The organism is Simplicispira psychrophila DSM 11588 (genome assembly GCF_000688255.1).
Lineage (GTDB): Bacteria > Pseudomonadota > Gammaproteobacteria > Burkholderiales > Burkholderiaceae_C > Simplicispira > Simplicispira psychrophila.
On record NZ_JHYS01000004.1, the window covers coordinates 141,335 to 157,543 of the forward strand.

The window sequence follows — 16,209 nt, forward strand, 5'->3', positions numbered from 1 at the left end:
TGCCACTCTGCAAAATCACGTAGGGAGAAGATGAATATGCATCGCACAGTTGCCCAGTCGCGCCAGCGCGGCATGTCCTTCATCGGCCTGATCGTTATGGGCGTGTTGGTGGTATCGATATTTGCTATTGGCGGGCAATCGCTGCCGATATTTATGGAATACCAGGCGATCCACAAGGCCGCCAACAAGGCCGCCCATGAAGGCACGACCGTGCCCGAAGTGCGCGCCATTTTTGACCGTGCCGGTGCCATTGACAACATTTCTTCGGTCAAGGGGCAGGATCTGGAAGTGACCAAGAACGGCGACAAGATCGTGGTGTCGTACAAGTACGCACGTGAAGTTCCGCTCGTCGGCCCAGCCTATCTGGTGTACCGCTTTCACGGACAGACCCAATAAGTGCACCCCGATCTTGTTGCGCTGCAGTCGCGTCTGCAGCACCATTTTTCTGACCCCACGCTGCTGCAGCGAGCCGTCACGCACCGCAGCTTCAGCGCGGACCACAATGAGCGTCTGGAGTTTCTCGGCGACTCGGTGCTCAGCCTGGCGGTGGCCAGCCTGCTGTACAAGCGCCTGAGTGCGCAGCCCGAGGGCGATCTATCGCGCGTGCGTGCCAACATGGTCAAGCAGGAGACGCTGCACCAATTGGCGCTGGATCTGCAGGTGGCACCGGTGCTGCGCCTGGGCGAGGGCGAAGCGCGTTCGGGCGGGCACAAGCGCCCATCTATCCTGGCCGATGCGGTCGAAGCGCTGATTGGCGCCGTCTACCTAGACGCCGGCTACGGCCCGGCCGAGGCGCTGGTGCACCGCTTGTTTGCTGCCGTCGAAATCAATCCGCAAATGCAGGCCGCCGCCAAGGATGCCAAGACCGCGTTGCAGGAGTGGCTGCAAGGCCGCAAAATGAAGCTACCGGCCTACCGCGTCGTCGCCACTGCAGGCGCGGCCCATCTGCAAACCTTTGATGTGGAATGCCACATCCCCGAACTGGCGCTCACCGAGCGCGGCATTGGTGGCTCACGCCGCGCCGGCGAGCAAGCTGCCGCCGCCGCCATGCTGGCCACCCTGAAAGTAAAAAAATTATGAATGACGCTACCAAAAAAGTAGCTGCCAACGCAGACCCTATCAGCACTGAGGCCCCTAAAGGCCTTGAGGTCAACGCGCCTGCGCAGTCCGCTGAGTCAGCCCAGCCGCTGGATCTCGAAGCCGAAGCCGAAGCCGAAGCCGAAGCCGAGGGTGAAACCGAAGGCACAACCCCGGTTGAGCCAGGCGCCGGCGGCCCGCAGCGCTGCGGTGTGATCGCCATCGTGGGCAAGCCCAACGTCGGCAAGTCCACGCTGCTCAACGCCCTGGTGGGGCAGAAGATCAGCATCACCTCGCGCAAGGCGCAGACCACGCGCCACCGCATCACCGGCATCCGTACCATCGACCAGACACAGTTTGTGTTTGTGGATACGCCCGGCTTTCAGACGCGCCACGCCACCGCACTGAACAAGTCGCTCAACAAGACTGTCATGGGCGTCATTAGCGACGTCGATCTGATCTTGTTTGTCGTCGAAGCCGGCAGCTTCACGCTGGCCGATGCCAAGGTGCTGAGCCTGTTCAAGCCCGGTATTCCGACGCTGCTGATTGCCAACAAGTTTGACAATATCCACCGCCGCGCCGAGATTGCACCCTGGCTGAAAAGCATGCAGGAGCGCCACCCGTTTGCCGAATTCGTGCCCATGTCGGCCAAGAACAAGAACGACATCCAGCGCCTGTACGGCATTTGCGCCAAGTACCTGCCCGAGGCGCCCTGGTGGTACGACGCAGATGAACTGACCGACCGCAGCGAGAAATTTCTCGCCTCCGAGACGGTGCGTGAAAAGCTATTCCGCTTCACCGGCGATGAGTTGCCCTACACCTCGACCGTGGTCATCGACCAGTACGGCGAAGAAAAGAGCAAGAAATTCAAGCGCCTGGTGCGCATTGCCGCCACCATCGTCGTCGAGCGCGACAGCCACAAGGCCATGGTGATTGGCGACAAGGGCGAACGCCTGAAACGCATCGGCATGGAGACGCGCCAGGAGCTGGAAAAGCTGATGGACTGCAAAGTATTCATCGAGCTGTGGGTCAAGGTGCGCTCCGGCTGGGCCGACGACGAGGCGCGCGTGCGCTCGTTTGGCTACGAGTAATTCCTTGCCGTGGCCACCGCGCGCCGCTTTACCCATGAACCCGCCTTTGTGCTGCACCGCTACGACTGGAGCGAGAGCAGCCTGATTCTGGAAGTGTTCACACGCCAGCAGGGGCGTGTGGCACTGGTCGCCAAAGGCGCCAAAAAACCCAGCTCCAATTTTCGTCCGGTGTTGCTGCCATTGCAGCCGCTCAGCCTGACCTGGACGCAAAGCGCTGGCGCCGCTGCCACCGGCGCCAGCGACATCCACACTCTGAAGGGCGCTGAATGGGTCGGCGGCCACATCATGCCCACGGGCGATGCGCTGCTGTCGGGTATTTACCTCAATGAATTGTTGCTGCGCCTGCTGGCGCGCGATGACCCGCACCCGGCGCTGTTCGATGCCTACGCTGGCGTGGTGCGCGTGCTGGCCAGCGCGCACGGCGATGCCTTGGAGCCGGTGCTGCGGACGTTTGAATTGCTGCTGCTGCAAGGCATCGGCCTGCTGCCGGCGCTCGATGCGCAAACCCTGACCCTAGATGCCCTGCACCCCGACGCACGCTACGCCCTGGTAGCCGAAGGCGGGCTGCGCGCCGCCGCGCCGAAAGAGCGCGCCAGCCTCAGCGGCGCGCAGTGGCAGACGCTGCAGCGGGCGCTGGACAGTGTCGGTGGCCGTGGTGTGCGCTTGGCCGCGTTGCTGCAGGCCTGCGCGCCGGTGGCGTTTGCGCTGAAACCGCAACTGCGCGCGCTGCTGCAATACCATTGCGGCAGCCCCTTGCTGCGCACGCGCCAGCTGATGATGGAATTGCAAAACCTATGACCACTGCTACCCCTTCGATCGATCCCACCTCCGCCCGCCACCGTACCGCCCTGTCGGTCAATGTCAACAAAGTGGCGCTGGTGCGCAACACGCGCCACCTGGGCATTCCCAGCGTGCTGCGCGCTGCCGAGTTGTGCCTGCAGGCCGGTGCCCAAGGCATTACGGTGCACCCGCGTCCCGACGAGCGCCACATCCGCGCCCACGATGTGACCGACTTGGCCGCGTTGCTGAAAAACTGGCCGGGCCGCGAATACAACATCGAAGGTAATCCGTCACAGAACCTGATGGACTTCATCCGCGCCGTGCGCCCGCAGCAGGCCACCTTTGTGCCTGACAGCGAAGACCAGTTCACCAGCGACCACGGCTGGTATTTTCCGCAGGACGGTGCCCGCTTGGCGCCGCTGATCGCCGAGTGCAAGGCGCTGGGCGTGCGCGTCAGCCTGTTCATGGATCCCCTCCCTGAGCAGATGGCGCAGGCCAAAGCCCTCGGCGCTGACCGCGTCGAGCTGTATACCGAGCCCTACGCCGCCGCCTGGGGCACGCCGCAGCAGGCGCAACAGATAGAGCGTTACCGCGCCGCCGCGCAGGCCGCGCTGGACGTCGGTTTGGGCGTCAACGCCGGCCACGATTTGAGCCGCGACAACCTCGCCGCCTTTGTGCGCGGCGTGCCCGGTGTGTTGGAAGTGTCGATTGGCCACGCGCTGATCGCCGACGCACTGGAGCTGGGCTATGGCGCGACGGTGCAGGCCTACCAAGCCTGTATCGACGCCGGTTTTGCGACGGAAAATATCTAAATTCATAGCTATCAGCGCTTGCCACATAAGCGCTAGAGGCACATTTGACTCAAATCCATGATTTACGGCATTGGCACCGATATTTGCGACGTGCGCCGCATCCGCGCCAGTCTGGAGCGCCATGGCGAGCGCTTTGCTGCGCGCGTGCTGGCGGACGCGGAACTGGCCACCTGGCGCCAGCGCAGTGCGCGCTGGCCCGAACGCGGCGTGCGTTATCTGGCCACGCGCTTTTCTGCCAAGGAAGCCTTCAGCAAGGCGATTGGCTTAGGCATGGTGATGCCGATGACCTGGCGTAGCTGTGAAGTCGCCAACCTGCCCAGCGGCCAGCCGACCATAGCTTTGCACGGCGCGCTGAAAGACTGGTTTGAGGCGCGCGCGCTCAGCGTGCATCTGAGCCTGACCGATGAATCTGACTACGCGGCCAGCTTTTGTGTCGTAGAAGTCAAAGAACGATAAATTTATAGTCAAATCAGCCGCTAGCCCTTTAGATAAATGCGCTAGCAGCTATCAAAATCATAATAAATAATCCTCTCCACCATGACCGAACACGCCCCCCTGATTCTTGACATTGCCGGCACCACCCTGAGCGCCACCGACCGCCGCCGCCTGGCGCACCCGCTGACCGGCGGCGTGATTCTGTTTGCGCGCAATTGGCACAACCGCGCCCAACTGCTGGAGCTGACCAGCGCCATCAAGGCGGTGCGTGACGACCTGCTGATTTGCGTAGACCACGAAGGCGGGCGCGTGCAGCGCTTTCGCTCGGACGGTTTCACCCACCTGCCGCCGATGGCGGCGCTGGGAAAAATGTGGATGAACGATGGCAAAGGTGCCAAAGCGGTGGTCGGCAGCGGCGCACTGCGCGCCACCAACGCCGCTACGGCGGCGGGCTATGTGTTGGCCAGCGAGCTGCGCTCGTGCGGCGTCGATTTTTCCTTCACGCCGGTGCTGGATCTGGATTGGGGTGAGAGCGGCGTGATTGGCGACCGGGCTTTCCACTGCGACGCGCGCGTGGTCACGCTGCTGGCCAAGAGCCTGATGCACGGTCTGTTGCAGGCCGGCATGGCCAATTGCGGCAAGCATTTTCCGGGGCACGGCTTCGTCCAGGCCGACTCGCACACCGAAGTGCCGGTCGATACGCGTAGCCTGACTGCGCTGCTGGCCGAGGACGCCGCGCCGTACCCGTGGCTGCGCAGCACGCTGACCAGCGTCATGCCAGCGCACGTGATTTACCCCAAGGTCGATAAGCGTCCAGCGGGTTTCTCCAGCAAATGGCTGCAAGACATCCTGCGCGGCCAGCTGGGTTTTGACGGCGCCATCTTCAGCGACGACCTGAGCATGGAAGGCGCGCGCCGCATTGATGGTGCACTGGTCAGCTACACCGATGCGGCGGTGGTGGCGCTGCAGGCCGGCTGTGATCTGGTGCTACTGTGCAACCAAAGTCTGGGCGAGGGCATGGCGGTGGACGAGCTGCTCGACGGTTTGTCCGCACAGCAACAACAGGGCCGCTGGCAGCCCAGCGCCGACAGCGAAGCGCGGCGGGTGGCGCTGCTGCCGCAAACCCTGCCGCTGGCTTGGGACGATCTGATGTTCCAGCCCGCCTACCTGCAGGCGCTGGAGATGCTGCCTAACTAGCCGCTAACTGCCGTGCATATCGGCCTTTGGCGCCGTGGCCGGTACGGCAAAATTAACGCGGGTAGTCCTGTCTGCAGCGCCAGCCGTGGGCCAGCGGGTGCTGTGCCATGTGCAAAAAAGTCGAGAAAGCAAGCTTGTATGTCGTATTCGTCGGGATGGGTTTCACGCTTCTGGGGGGCCATGCTGGCCGTATTGGCCTCGGTGTTGTTGCCGGGCTGGGCGCACGCGGCCGACTTCAGGGACCCGGTTGACCGGCAGTTTCTGGTCTGGCCGAATATTCCGGTGATCCGGGCGTCAGATTTTGATGAATATGCTGGCGACCGCAAGATATTTTCCAATCTGCATGAAGCGCAGGGGGATCCGGCCGCCATTCTGGCGGCGCTGCAAGCGGTGGATGCCTTGCAAACGCACCACGATCGCCGCTCGGTCAATGAATTGGGGCGCAGCCTCAATGTGCAGGTGATTGCTGAACTGGACCGCCTGGCCCGAAACATCAATACCCGCACGCCCAAACTGCGCTTTGAATTTGCCAGCATCACCCCGGCCGAACTGCAGCGCCCCGCCGCGCTGGACGCCAAGGCGCTGGACGCGCTGAAGGCCAAGGCCAGCCAGATCAACGTCGTGGCTTACCTGACTTACACCCAGTTGGGTGGCAGTTTTGTGCAGCTCACCGGCACGCTGGTGAAGCTCTCCAGCGGCGAGTCGCAAAGCTTCACCGTCACCGGTCCGGTGACGCAAGTGGGCGCCGCACTGGCGCTGGAGTGGTTCAATTATTTTTATGGCAACCGCCTGGCACCGCATAAAAACCCCATGCCCGACCGCGAATGGTTGAACGCTGCGCCCAGCCATATCAATCAGTTGGTGTCGCTGGACGTGGCACGGCGTTATTGCCAATCGCAAGGTGCTGGTTTGCCCGGGCTAGAAGAATTGGAAGTGGGCGAGACCTCGGGCATTTACCACGGTGGTGTCGAGCTGAAAAAAAACGCGCTCTACCACCTCAACTCGGGCATGTATTACTCCTCCGAGCCGCAGTTGGACAACCGGGTACGGCCCAATTTGAATCCCCACGGTAGCAATGCCTACTACTACTGCATCCGGCGTAAAAAAGCAGCGGCCACAGAGTCGGTCAAAGAACCGACCACACGGCCCGTCAAAGCAGCTGTCAAAAAGCAGGCCGACCGAGGCTAATGATCAAAAGTGCTTCAAACAGCCTGTTTGTAAGCACTTCGAGCTATTATTTGTATAGTACGTTGGCGCCGTGAACCGGCTCAGGTTCAGTTGCCGGCTTGGGTTCTGCCGTCCCGGTAGGCGTCCGCACCGGCACTTTCTGTCCAGCCTTCCAGCGTCGCACCACGCGCTGAAAAATCAGCGAATTCGGGATTTGCAGCAGTGCGCCGCAGGCCTCGGCGGTGCTGTCCTCCAGCGTGGTGTAGAGCAAGTTGATGTCGAGCACGCGGCCCCGGGCGCCGGGTTTTTCTGCGGTGTCGAGCAGCTCGATGGTGTCGCCGATGCGAAACGGGCCGACGGTAAAAATCAGCAGTGCACAAAACAGGTTTGACAGCACGCTCCAGGCGGCAAAAAAGGCCACAGCGCCGACGGTGGCAAAGCCGGTGAAGGCGGTCCACAGCACCGTGGCCGACACCCCCAGGCGCTCCAGCATCAGCAGCAGGGCGCTGATCAGAATAGTCCAGCGCAGCAGGCCATTGAGTGGCACCAGCAGTTCGCGCGGGAGCTGGTAGTGGTGGCCAGCGCGCTTGATCAGGCGACGCACAAAGTGCTGCAGCAGCATGGCCGCCACCAAGATCAGCAACATTTGCAGGCCCGGAACCAGGATGTCAAGCCAGTCCTGCGCCCATTCGGGCACGTACAACTTCAGGGAGCGTTGCATGGCCGGCCCGAAAAAAGCACCGGGCGCCGCAGCGCCCGTAAAAGAGAACGCGTTGCGCATCAGCCCGTCCGCTGCTCGAAAGTGTCCATCTGCATCTCGAAGCTGAAGAAGCGGTTGCGTCCCTGGGCCTTGGCCGCATACAAAGCCTGGTCGGCGCGCATGATCAGGCTCTCGGCACTGGTATGGCTGTCGGGTATGCAGGTGGTGATGCCGCCCGAGAGGGTCAGAAAGTTGCTCAAAGGCGAGTCCGGGTGCGCGATGGCGCGCACATCCAGAATTTTGCACAGTGCGCGGGCAAACGTCATGGCGCCTGAACGGGGGGTGTTGGGCAGGATCAGGGCAAATTCTTCACCGCCGTAGCGCGTTGCCACATCGCGCGGGCGCACGCACACTTCGCGCAGCAACCGGCCAATCTCGCGCAGACAGTGGTCTCCCTGCACATGGCCCAGTGAGTCGTTGTAGCGCTTGAAATGGTCCAGGTCGCACAGCATCAGCGTCAGCGGCGCACCATCGCGCCGCCCGGCCAGAATCTCACGGTGCAGCATGCGGTCAAAGCCGCGCCGGTTCACCAGGCCGGTGAGGGCGTCCACTTCGACCATGGCGTTCAGCCGCTGATTGGCCATGTGCAGTTCTTGCGTCATCGTCACCAGGCGCCGGCGCATGTCCAGCAAGCGGCGCATGGCGCGCAGCTTGGCCACCAGCACGATCGGCTTGACAGGTTTGACCAGGTAGTCGTCGCCGCCGGCCTCAATGCCGCGCCAGACGTCCAGGTCGCTGTCCAGGCCCGACAGGAAGATGATCGGTGTCCAGTCGCCCGGCTCGGCAATGCGCATTTGCTGTGCCACCCAGTAGCCATCGTTGCCGGGCAGCTTGATATCCAGCAGTACCAGATCGGGCCGGTGCTGGCGAAACAGCTCCAGCGCAGTATGGCCGTTGGCTGCTTCCAGCACATGGCCGACGCCGGCGTGGTGCAGCTGGCCCACCAGTACCGCGCGCACGGAGTCCTGGTCTTCCACCACCAGCACTTTGAAGGGGCCGGTGACCGGTGGATCGGATGCCAGGGCGGCCGAAGCCACGGAGGGGGTGAGGGTGGGCATGGCAGTGGCCGCTGGGCTCAGACTTCGCGGCGCAGTGCCGGGAACAAAATCACGTCGCGGATGCTGGCGCTGTCGGTCAGCAGCATCATCAGGCGGTCAATGCCGATGCCGCAGCCGCCGGCGGGCGGCATACCGTATTCGAGTGCGCAGACAAAGTCGTGGTCAAAGTACATGGCCTCGTCGTCGCCGCTGTCTTTGGCGCTGACTTGGGCATGAAAGCGTGCGGCCTGGTCTTCGGCATCGTTCAGCTCGCTAAAGCCGTTGCCAAACTCGCGCCCGGTGACGTACAGCTCAAAGCGTTCGGTGACTTCGGGGCGCTCGTCGTTGGCGCGTGCCAGCGGGCTGATTTCGGTTGGATGCTCCATGATGAAAGTGGGCTGCCACAGCTTTTCTTCCACGGTTTCTTCAAAGTACAGCACTTGCAGGCTGGCCAGCGTGCGCTCGGACAGCTTGTTTTTGGCTTCGGTCATACCGAGCTTTTTCAGGGCGTTGGTCAGCCACTCGGCGTCGTTGACGTGCGGGCCGGCCTCGGTGTGCGCGGCAATGGCTTCGCAAATCGTCATGCGGGCAAATGGCTGGCTCAAATCGACCGCGCGGCCTTGGTAGCTCAGTTGCAGCGTGCCGTTGGACTGCATAGCCGCGTCGCGCACCAGCTTTTCGGTGAAGTCCATCAGGTCGCGGTAATTCCAATAGGCCGCGTAGAACTCCATCATGGTGAACTCGGGGTTGTGGCGTACCGAGATGCCTTCGTTGCGGAAGTTGCGGTTGATCTCAAACACGCGCTCAAAGCCGCCGACCAGCAGGCGCTTCAAATACAGCTCGGGCGCAATGCGCAAGAACATTTCCTGGTCCAGCGCGTTGTGGTGCGTGGTGAACGGCTTGGCGTTGGCGCCGCCCGGAATCGGGTGCAGCATCGGTGTTTCGACCTCTAAAAAGTCGTGCTGCACCATGAAGTGGCGCAGGCTGCTGACGGCCTTGCTGCGCGCCACAAAGCGTTGGCGCGCCGTCTCGTCGGTCATCAGGTCGATGTAGCGCTGGCGGTATTTGACTTCCTGGTCGGCAATGCCGTGGAACTTGTCGGGCATCGGGCGCAGGCTCTTGGTCAGCAGGCGCAGCGAGGTCACTTTGACCGACAGCTCGCCGGTCTTAGTTTTGAAGGCTGTGCCCTCGGCGCCAATGATGTCGCCCAAGTCCCAGTGTTTGAAAGCGGCGTACAACTCTTCGCCAATCGCATCGCGCGTGATGTAGAGCTGGATGCGCCCGCCGGTGGCACCCAAGGAGCCGTCCTGCACGGTGGCAAAACTGGCCTTGCCCATGACGCGCTTGAGCCTCATGCGACCGGCCACGCTCAGGTGGACGGGCTGGGCTTCCAGCGCTTCGGCGCTGGTGTCGCCGTGCAGGGTGTGCACGCCAGCGGCTTGGTGCTGGGGTTTGAAGTCGTTGGGGAACGGTACCCCCGCAGTGCCTTGGGCGTGGGCGGCGCGCAAAGCGTTCAGCTTGTCGCGGCGCTCGGCAATGAGTTGGTGTTCCTCAGGGAGGGCGGGAGCGGGAGCAAGGTTTTGGTCAGACATGGGTGCCGTCGGTGCGGGACGTAAAAAAGAGGGCTGAGAGCAGCCAAACCGTCGATTTTATGGGTTAGATCGCAAACAGGTTCTTAGATTGGTGCAATGCCGTTGCGCTCCAGCACGTCGCTGACCAGTTCCAGCCGCACCAGGGGGCTGTCTAGCTCCATCAGTTGCTGGCGCAGGGGCAGTGCTATCGGCAGCAGCTCACACCAGCGGTTGGCAATCCAGCCGCTGTCGCGCAGTTGTGCCGGCGTGGGTGTGGTGGCTGTGCTGCCCTGGGGATCGCGTTGGCGCAAGGTGGCGAGCACTTGGGCCAGAGCGGTGGCGCAAGGCGCCAGGTCGTCGGGAATGGGGATGTGCAGATCGTCCGGCAGCTGCTCAATGTCGGCCACCCACAGGCCATGCGCCAGCAGGGTGCGCGCCAGAATCCGAAAACGCTGGCTGGCGCGGCAGCTGATGGTCAGCAGGCCCGGTTGCGGCGTTTGCAGCTGGTCGATGTGGGCCAGCGTGCCGATGCAGTGAAACTGTTCCTGGGGCGCGCCAGCGCGGCGCACTTCGGTCCCGCTGCGCAGGCTGACGACGCCAAACGGCGCGCCGGCCTGGTGGCATTTGCGCACCATGTCGAGGTAGCGCACTTCAAACACCCGCAGCGCCAACGTGCCACCCGGAAAGAGCACGGTATCGAGCGGAAACAGCGGCAAGGACTTCAGGGTGAGAGGCTGCGTCATGGATGGCTATCATCCCATGGCGCGATGCACTCGGAACGTGTCCACGTTCACAAGGACCCACCCCACCATGCTCTACCAGATTGTTTCTCTTTTACTCAATGTCGCCGCCGGCTTGCTGTGCAGTGCCTGCCTGCTGCGTATTTATATGCAGTGGCAACGCATCCCGTTCAACAACCCCATCGGCGGGCTGATTTTTGCGTTCACGGACTGGGGCGTACTGCCATTGCGCCGCATTTTGCCTACCTGGGGCCGTTGGGACTGGGCCAGCCTGGTGCTGGCAGCGCTGGTCGAACTGGCGCAATACGTGCTGCTGTGGCTGGTACTGGGCGCGGGTGCCGGCTGGCAGTGGCTGCCTTGGTTGGCCGTGTGTGGACTGGTGCAGGTGGCGCTGACACTGATGATCGGTCTGTTGATCGTGTATGCGGTGATGTCGTGGGTGCAGGCGCATTCGCCCATTTCTGTGGTGATTGCGCGCCTGTGCGAGCCCCTGCTACGCCCGCTGCGGCGGGTGTTGCCGCAGTTGGGCGGCCTGGACTTGTCGCCACTGGTGCTGCTGGTGCTGCTGCAGGTGGCGCTGATCGTGCTGGGACATGTGCAGGCCAGCCTGCTGCCTTGAGTTGGAAAATACCAGTCAAATGTGCTGGCAGTGTTTATTGCGCAAGCGCTGATAGCACGATTTCTAATAGTAAAGACTGCCGGTTCGCCCGGTCAGTTTGCTACCACCGGATAAAACGGCTTGCCTTCAAAGTGGGCCGGATTCTGCATCATCACACCCAGCATCACCGGCAGCACCCGCGTCAGCAGTTCCCGACCATCGCGCAATTGGATGCGGTTGACCGAACTGTTCCAGGTAGCGCCGCCGTGCATTAGCTGGTTGCGCAGCGTGTACAGGCGGACAAACACCTCGTACAGCACCTTTTCCGTGTCCTGCTGTGCCAGGGCGCGGTGCACACGCTGGCGCGCGTCGTCAAACACCTCGCGCCAATGCGTCGGCGTGCTGCCGTCGGCGCGTGGGTTGTTGAGCGCATCCCAAAAGGGCTGAAACACGTACTGGTTGTCCAATAAAACGCGGATCGGGCCAGGGAACACCTGCCAGACCAGCGCCGGCAGCGCTTTGTTTGCATCCAGCCGGCAGACTTCACCGACGAAGCTGCGAAATGTCTGCCGCTCCGAAGCGTTGTCGGTATGGCTGCCCGTGTCTTGTGCATAGGCGGCGTTGAAGGCAATCCACAGACACATAAAGCCCAGATCGTCGTCACCCTTCTCGGCTTCAGCGCGCTGTAGCCAGCTCAGGGCGCGGTGCATGCGCAGCGTGAAGGCATTGCGCTGCACGGCTATCAGCGCTTTGTGGCGCTGGACCAGTGCGGCAAGGTGCAGGGCGTTGCTAGAAGCAGGGGGAAGTGCAGTCATGGTCAGTCCAGAGAGGGTGTCGGGGAGGCACCATCATGCTTGACGTTTCCATGGTCAAAACCTATCGCAGCGACTTCCACAGTCTTTCGACCGATTGCCCCCAATCACCCAGCGCTGCGCTTGCCGCTGCGCGCTGCGCCTCCAGCGGCGTATGGCGGCACTTGGGACAGGCGCTGTAAAAATCGCCCGGCCCCAGCGCATCGCTGAGCGGGGCTACGGTCTTGCTCCAGCCGCAGGCGCGGCAGGTGTAGTGCATGGGGGGAGGTCGCATGGCCATGGCTTAATTTTGAAGTTCGTCAAACATGCAATTGCACCGCCAAGATGCGTAGGGTGATGGCCTTTTCCTGCATTTCGGACTCCTCCACGTCCAAATTGAAATGCTCATTTGCCGGCGTGATAGCGAGTATTTTCTTGGTGAATTCTCGAATATCCCTGAGCAGCAGTGCATAGCACTTCGGCCGGCAAATCGTCAGCTGAATGAAGTTGGCCGTGCGCAGAAAATCACTCTCTTGCAGCGGGTGCACCAAGGTGCTGCCAAGTGCGATTTGGTGGGTCTGGTGCAGCGTTTGCATCTTGCCCAGCGGCCATTGGGCTTGGTGTGCCTCTAAAAACGTTGACAAATCCATAGAGCTTCCTTGGGGTGACGCTAGCAGCTTGATTTCAGCCATAGGCGGGGGAGTCACCACTGTAAGAAGGCGGTGCGACAGCTGGTGTCGCTGTGGATGGGTGGAAAGGCTGCCTAGAGAGCTGATTTCAAGCCAAATCAGCCGCTAGCCCTTTAGATACATGCGCTAGTAGCTATCAAATTAGTGCTAAATACTTTTCCATGGATTGAGCAACGCCACGCCGGTATCGACAAAATCCTGCGTATTGCGCGTGACCACGGTAAAGCCGTGCTCCAAAGCGGTGGCGGCAATCATGGCGTCGCGCTCTGAGCGCGGGTCGGGCACATGCAGCGCGGCGCAGAGGGCGGCGGTGTCGCCGGTAAAAGGCAGCACCCGGCCAGCAAAAGCGGCGCGCACTCCCGCCAGCCAGCTGCGCAGCGCACTGCCTTGGGGCGGTACGCGCCGCTCTAGCAGCAAGATGCCTTGCTCCAATTCCAGAATGGTGATGGCCGATAAAAACAGCTGGCTGGTCACCTGCTGCGCCGCCCATTGGCGCACTGCCTCGGACTGCTGGGGCTTGCCGTGGCGCAGTTCAGAAATGACGTTGGTATCGAGCACAAACATCACTCGTCCCCCCACTCGACCGGGCGCAGTTGGATGTGGGCGGGCTGCGGCTCGAAGTCGATGTCTATGCCGTTGCCGCTGCCGCCATCAATGCCGTCCATCACGCTCAAAAACGACGGCTCGCTTTGGTGGGTGATGCGGTAGTAGTCCTCAATTTTGAGCAGCGCAAACGCTGGCCGTCCCCGGTCGGTGATGAACACCGGGCCTTGCGCTGTCGCCCGTTTAGCGGCTGACACATCGCGGGTGAAGTCTCGACTGGAAAAGGTGTGGATCGCCATGGCAAGCCCCTTTCTAAAATATGCTTGTATGTTATGACATATTTTGCGGGGCGGGGGTAATTTTAAGCAAAATAAGTCTCTAGCCCTTTAGATACGTGCGCTAGAAGCTATTTATTTGATAGTAATTGAATTGCTCCGCCAAAACAAAAACCGCCTCAAAAAGGCGGTTTTTGTTTTGGCTGGACGACTCTGTTACGCCACCGCATCCGCCGCCAGAGCTTTGTCTGCATCGAGCTGGCACACCTGCCCCACGAAATCGCGGAACGTCTGGCGCTCGGAGATGTTGTCTATACTGCCCGCCGCGTCCTGCGCGTAGGCCGCATTGAATGCAATCCACAGGCAGACAAACGCTACGTCGTCATCACCCCCAGCCGCCTCGGCGCGCTGCATCCAGCTCAGGGCGCGGTGCATACGCAGGGTGAAGGCGTTGCGCTGCCGGGTGATAAGGGCTTGGTGGCGCTGGGAAAGCGTTGCTAGGCTGTGGGCGGTATCACGGGAGGAGAGTTGTGCGGGTATGGGCAGTCCAGGTGGTGCGTTGGACTGCATAGGTTACCGGGAGGCAGGGATGTGGCTTGTCAGCTTTAGCAGCAAACAGTGGCTCTGCAAGGTGCATAAAAAGTTAATGCCAAATATGGCTCTAGGGCTTACGCATTAAGCGTAAGCAGCTATTTATTTGATGGCTTTTCCAGGCTGGCACACACCTGAAGGTTCAAGGCGACAAATTCGTCCCATGCGTACTTGTGCGCATAGCGCAGCGCATACATCCGATCCACGCGGCAAATATCTGGCCGTTCTTCATAAATGGTGCAGGATTTACGTGCCATATCGTAATGCCTGCACGTTCCATCGCCACGATCCAGAAACTGTGTTTCATCGGCAATGTGAACATGCTGGCAACATAGACCGCATTGGGTGCAGGGGAATGGAGTCATCCGGCTCTGGATGCTGTTGTCACGCACTCAATGCCTGCTGCTGGATAGTCACCCATTTTTGTAAGCGCTCGCTGGCGAGTCTTTCGGTATCGCTAAAACCTTCTCGCAGCTTGTCTACTTGAGCATTCAACTGGGCAAAAAAAACATCAATTTCTTGCAGGATGTTGGCGCGCATGAATTGTTTGAAGCCATCAGCCAGTTCTTGCGAAAAATCATCCATTTGCTGCTCTGCCCGTTCACGCGCAAGGCGTTGTGCTTCCAACTGCTGGCGCATCGCTTTTTCTTCGGGGTCATCGGAGAACATATCCCACAGAGCCGTCCCTACCGTGACGACTGTTCCAACATAAGGAATATATTTACTTATCACAGTGCCAGCCCATTTTTCCATGGTCTTGGGGCCAATGCCCTTCATCAGTGATGGCAGCAGTTCTTTGACTGTTTTCAGTGTGCTGACGATATGCTCTGGCCTGACCATCGATGCCATTTGTTTAGAAGCCTGCGCTGCCATTTCGGCAGAAATGCCGGAGGATTTTTGCGTTCGGGGCATAAGCTGCTCCAAGTCTGGTGCGCTCTCTATTGCTGGAATCTCGCCTTCACGGGTGTATTGCCCCACTTGGGGCATGGCGGCTTGCAACTCCTCAATATCTTGTTGTGCGATGGAAACAACCTCCTGTAGTCGGTTGCTCAGGTGCCTTTGCATCTGTTCGCTCGCCTGCTGCATGATGCCCTCGATTTTCTGCTGGCAATCCTCTGGGCTGGTGCGCAGGGCGCGCTTGGTTTTTTCGTAAATCGCTTGTCGTTCTCTATCGATTTCATGCACGATTTCAGACGACAGCCCTGATTTCTCCCGAACCATCTGGCGCAGAAATTTGTCAAATTTTTTGGAGATATCGGTACTGCCTTGCTGGCTACCTTGCGCTTGCACCTGTGCATTCAAAAACTCTACAAGTTGGTACTTGATACGGTTATACACATCGTCCGGCGAAATACCATCTAAGAAATCTATCAGCTGATTTTTGAAGGCGGGGTAGCCGCTTAATTCCACCAATTCAGGTTTGCCCTTCAATTGCCCGAGCAGGGCGCGTTTGGCGTTGATTTTGACAATGGGAATTTCCTTAAGGATATTGTCAAGGCCGCGCAGTGTGGCAATCCGCTGGAGTTGTTCGCGGGTCTGATTTTTGAGCTTGATGTAATCCTCATCACTTAAGCCCTTTTTGTCGTTGAATACCATGAACACCTGCTTGTGTTCCGCCAGCAAATCCACCAGCACTTCCAGCGTCTTGGCTTCTTCCACTGTGCCCAGTGGATCGACCACAAAGATGACTGCGTCTGCCTTGAGCATCTGGGCTTTGGTCACGTCTTCATGGGCAATGGGCGCATCCACGCCAGGGGTATCGAGAATGCTGTATTTATCCCAAGCGTAAGCCGTTACTTGGTCGGTCAAGGGAATGTCGTCCATTGCTGCCTCTTCCCGGCCCAGCAGCACATTGATCAAGGTGCTTTTGCCTGCGTTATAGACGCCATAAACCATGATGCAGGCATCTGGCTTACGCTTTTTTTCTTCAAAAATCTGCTCAATAGGCATGAATGGTGCAGCAGATTCTGGCGCAGTCGCGGCGAAATTTCGCGCCTGTTCGTAGGCATTGAGCAGCTGGGTGGAATTGATTTTCATGATCTTGGCATTCAATGT

General features: G+C 60.3%; 21 protein-coding genes. 9 read left to right on the forward strand and 12 right to left on the reverse strand.

Annotated elements, in window-relative coordinates; translation table 11 throughout:
* Window positions 1-30: 30 nt before the first annotated feature.
* The 8 genes from Q390_RS0106005 (at window position 31) to Q390_RS17715 (ending at window position 6,580) form a co-directional block, all read left to right on the forward strand.
* Entirely contained in the window at window positions 31-396 is a 366-nt protein-coding gene (locus Q390_RS0106005; protein ID WP_027995246.1) for a DUF4845 domain-containing protein, read from the forward strand.
* Window positions 397-1,080, forward strand: a complete 684-nt coding sequence (rnc, locus tag Q390_RS0106010; protein WP_027995247.1) for a ribonuclease III — start codon at window positions 397-399, stop codon at window positions 1,078-1,080.
* Window positions 1,077-2,168 carry a GTPase Era gene (gene era / locus Q390_RS0106015; RefSeq protein WP_027995248.1) on the forward strand — a complete coding sequence of 364 codons (1,092 nt, stop codon included), beginning with the start codon at window positions 1,077-1,079 and terminating at the stop codon, window positions 2,166-2,168. The genes rnc and era overlap by 4 nt, the downstream gene beginning before the upstream one ends.
* Before the next feature lie 9 nt (window positions 2,169-2,177).
* Window positions 2,178-2,966 (forward strand): DNA repair protein RecO, encoded by a 789-nt coding sequence (gene recO / locus Q390_RS0106020; RefSeq protein WP_027995249.1) that lies wholly within the window; start codon window positions 2,178-2,180, stop codon window positions 2,964-2,966.
* Window positions 2,963-3,760 carry a pyridoxine 5'-phosphate synthase gene (locus Q390_RS0106025; RefSeq protein ID WP_037472300.1) on the forward strand — a complete coding sequence of 266 codons (798 nt, stop codon included), beginning with the start codon at window positions 2,963-2,965 and terminating at the stop codon, window positions 3,758-3,760. The genes recO and Q390_RS0106025 overlap by 4 nt, the downstream gene beginning before the upstream one ends.
* Window positions 3,761-3,817: 57 nt before the next feature.
* On the forward strand, window positions 3,818-4,216 hold the full coding sequence (gene acpS, locus Q390_RS0106030) for a holo-ACP synthase (RefSeq protein ID WP_027995251.1): 399 nt from the start codon (window positions 3,818-3,820) through the stop codon (window positions 4,214-4,216).
* 81 nt (window positions 4,217-4,297) lie between these two features.
* A complete protein-coding gene (nagZ, locus tag Q390_RS0106035) occupies window positions 4,298-5,392 on the forward strand; it encodes a beta-N-acetylhexosaminidase (RefSeq protein WP_027995252.1) in 1,095 nt (364 codons plus the stop codon).
* A 138-nt stretch (window positions 5,393-5,530) separates the two neighbouring features.
* Entirely contained in the window at window positions 5,531-6,580 is a 1,050-nt protein-coding gene (locus Q390_RS17715) for a hypothetical protein (protein WP_211250421.1), read from the forward strand.
* 46 nt (window positions 6,581-6,626) lie between these two features.
* Here the strand turns inward: Q390_RS17715 and Q390_RS0106045 are convergent, their stop codons facing one another.
* From Q390_RS0106045 to Q390_RS0106060, 4 genes are all read right to left on the reverse strand, one after another.
* Window positions 6,627-7,280 carry a mechanosensitive ion channel family protein gene (locus Q390_RS0106045; protein ID WP_027995253.1) on the reverse strand — a complete coding sequence of 218 codons (654 nt, stop codon included), beginning with the start codon at window positions 7,278-7,280 and terminating at the stop codon, window positions 6,627-6,629.
* Between the two features lie 59 nt (window positions 7,281-7,339).
* Window positions 7,340-8,377 (reverse strand): GGDEF domain-containing response regulator, encoded by a 1,038-nt coding sequence (locus Q390_RS0106050; RefSeq protein WP_037472303.1) that lies wholly within the window; start codon window positions 8,375-8,377, stop codon window positions 7,340-7,342.
* Between the two features lie 17 nt (window positions 8,378-8,394).
* Entirely contained in the window at window positions 8,395-9,948 is a 1,554-nt protein-coding gene (gene lysS, locus Q390_RS0106055; RefSeq protein WP_027995255.1) for a lysine--tRNA ligase, read from the reverse strand.
* Window positions 9,949-10,031: 83 nt separating this feature from the next.
* Window positions 10,032-10,670 (reverse strand): LON peptidase substrate-binding domain-containing protein, encoded by a 639-nt coding sequence (locus tag Q390_RS0106060; protein ID WP_027995256.1) that lies wholly within the window; start codon window positions 10,668-10,670, stop codon window positions 10,032-10,034.
* 67 nt (window positions 10,671-10,737) lie between these two features.
* On the opposite strand from Q390_RS0106060, the gene Q390_RS0106065 reads away from it, so the two are divergent.
* The gene (locus Q390_RS0106065) at window positions 10,738-11,286 is read left to right on the forward strand and encodes a YggT family protein (protein ID WP_027995257.1); all 549 of its coding nucleotides are present in this window, start codon (window positions 10,738-10,740) and stop codon (window positions 11,284-11,286) included.
* 92 nt (window positions 11,287-11,378) lie between these two features.
* Here Q390_RS0106065 and Q390_RS0106070 read toward each other — a convergent pair whose 3' ends face one another.
* The 8 genes from Q390_RS0106070 to Q390_RS0106105 all read right to left on the reverse strand — a co-directional run bounded on the left by Q390_RS0106070 (window position 11,379) and on the right by Q390_RS0106105 (window position 16,191).
* On the reverse strand, window positions 11,379-12,080 hold the full coding sequence (locus Q390_RS0106070; RefSeq protein ID WP_051603076.1) for a HEPN domain-containing protein: 702 nt from the start codon (window positions 12,078-12,080) through the stop codon (window positions 11,379-11,381).
* 61 nt (window positions 12,081-12,141) lie between these two features.
* Window positions 12,142-12,351, reverse strand: a complete 210-nt coding sequence (locus tag Q390_RS17720) for a hypothetical protein (protein WP_156949842.1) — start codon at window positions 12,349-12,351, stop codon at window positions 12,142-12,144.
* A gap of 25 nt (window positions 12,352-12,376) precedes the next feature.
* Window positions 12,377-12,706: a hypothetical protein gene (locus Q390_RS0106080; RefSeq protein WP_156949843.1), complete on the reverse strand. Its 330-nt coding sequence runs from the start codon at window positions 12,704-12,706 to the stop codon at window positions 12,377-12,379.
* A 186-nt stretch (window positions 12,707-12,892) separates the two neighbouring features.
* Window positions 12,893-13,312, reverse strand: a complete 420-nt coding sequence (locus Q390_RS0106085; protein WP_211250422.1) for a type II toxin-antitoxin system VapC family toxin — start codon at window positions 13,310-13,312, stop codon at window positions 12,893-12,895.
* On the reverse strand, window positions 13,309-13,587 hold the full coding sequence (locus Q390_RS0106090; RefSeq protein WP_027995261.1) for a type II toxin-antitoxin system Phd/YefM family antitoxin: 279 nt from the start codon (window positions 13,585-13,587) through the stop codon (window positions 13,309-13,311). The genes Q390_RS0106085 and Q390_RS0106090 overlap by 4 nt, the downstream gene beginning before the upstream one ends.
* A gap of 192 nt (window positions 13,588-13,779) precedes the next feature.
* Complete coding sequence (locus Q390_RS19880; RefSeq protein ID WP_156949844.1) at window positions 13,780-14,133, reverse strand: hypothetical protein; 354 nt, start codon at window positions 14,131-14,133, stop codon at window positions 13,780-13,782.
* Window positions 14,134-14,252: 119 nt separating this feature from the next.
* Window positions 14,253-14,519, reverse strand: a complete 267-nt coding sequence (locus Q390_RS17730) for a YkgJ family cysteine cluster protein (protein ID WP_084153805.1) — start codon at window positions 14,517-14,519, stop codon at window positions 14,253-14,255.
* A 19-nt stretch (window positions 14,520-14,538) separates the two neighbouring features.
* Entirely contained in the window at window positions 14,539-16,191 is a 1,653-nt protein-coding gene (locus Q390_RS0106105; protein ID WP_156949845.1) for a GTPase, read from the reverse strand.
* Window positions 16,192-16,209 lie beyond the last annotated feature (18 nt).

What these genes read in the sequence shown, in the direction of transcription:
- Q390_RS0106005 (WP_027995246.1), top strand. Translation starts at nt 31, where the DNA reads ATGAATATGCATCGCACAGTTGCCCAGTCGCGCCAGCGCGGCATGTCC.
- era (WP_027995248.1), top strand. Translation starts at nt 1,077, where the DNA reads ATGAATGACGCTACCAAAAAAGTAGCTGCCAACGCAGACCCTATCAGC.
- Q390_RS0106025 (WP_037472300.1), top strand. Translation starts at nt 2,963, where the DNA reads ATGACCACTGCTACCCCTTCGATCGATCCCACCTCCGCCCGCCACCGT.
- acpS (WP_027995251.1), top strand. Translation starts at nt 3,818, where the DNA reads ATGATTTACGGCATTGGCACCGATATTTGCGACGTGCGCCGCATCCGC.
- nagZ (WP_027995252.1), top strand. Translation starts at nt 4,298, where the DNA reads ATGACCGAACACGCCCCCCTGATTCTTGACATTGCCGGCACCACCCTG.
- Q390_RS17715 (WP_211250421.1), top strand. Translation starts at nt 5,531, where the DNA reads ATGTCGTATTCGTCGGGATGGGTTTCACGCTTCTGGGGGGCCATGCTG.
- Q390_RS0106045 (WP_027995253.1), bottom strand. Translation starts at nt 7,280, where the DNA reads ATGCAACGCTCCCTGAAGTTGTACGTGCCCGAATGGGCGCAGGACTGG.
- Q390_RS0106050 (WP_037472303.1), bottom strand. Translation starts at nt 8,377, where the DNA reads ATGCCCACCCTCACCCCCTCCGTGGCTTCGGCCGCCCTGGCATCCGAT.
- lysS (WP_027995255.1), bottom strand. Translation starts at nt 9,948, where the DNA reads ATGTCTGACCAAAACCTTGCTCCCGCTCCCGCCCTCCCTGAGGAACAC.
- Q390_RS0106060 (WP_027995256.1), bottom strand. Translation starts at nt 10,670, where the DNA reads ATGACGCAGCCTCTCACCCTGAAGTCCTTGCCGCTGTTTCCGCTCGAT.
- Q390_RS0106065 (WP_027995257.1), top strand. Translation starts at nt 10,738, where the DNA reads ATGCTCTACCAGATTGTTTCTCTTTTACTCAATGTCGCCGCCGGCTTG.
- Q390_RS0106070 (WP_051603076.1), bottom strand. Translation starts at nt 12,080, where the DNA reads ATGACTGCACTTCCCCCTGCTTCTAGCAACGCCCTGCACCTTGCCGCA.
- Q390_RS17720 (WP_156949842.1), bottom strand. Translation starts at nt 12,351, where the DNA reads ATGCGACCTCCCCCCATGCACTACACCTGCCGCGCCTGCGGCTGGAGC.
- Q390_RS0106080 (WP_156949843.1), bottom strand. Translation starts at nt 12,706, where the DNA reads ATGGATTTGTCAACGTTTTTAGAGGCACACCAAGCCCAATGGCCGCTG.
- Q390_RS0106090 (WP_027995261.1), bottom strand. Translation starts at nt 13,587, where the DNA reads ATGGCGATCCACACCTTTTCCAGTCGAGACTTCACCCGCGATGTGTCA.
- Q390_RS19880 (WP_156949844.1), bottom strand. Translation starts at nt 14,133, where the DNA reads ATGCAGTCCAACGCACCACCTGGACTGCCCATACCCGCACAACTCTCC.
- Q390_RS17730 (WP_084153805.1), bottom strand. Translation starts at nt 14,519, where the DNA reads ATGACTCCATTCCCCTGCACCCAATGCGGTCTATGTTGCCAGCATGTT.
- Q390_RS0106105 (WP_156949845.1), bottom strand. Translation starts at nt 16,191, where the DNA reads ATGAAAATCAATTCCACCCAGCTGCTCAATGCCTACGAACAGGCGCGA.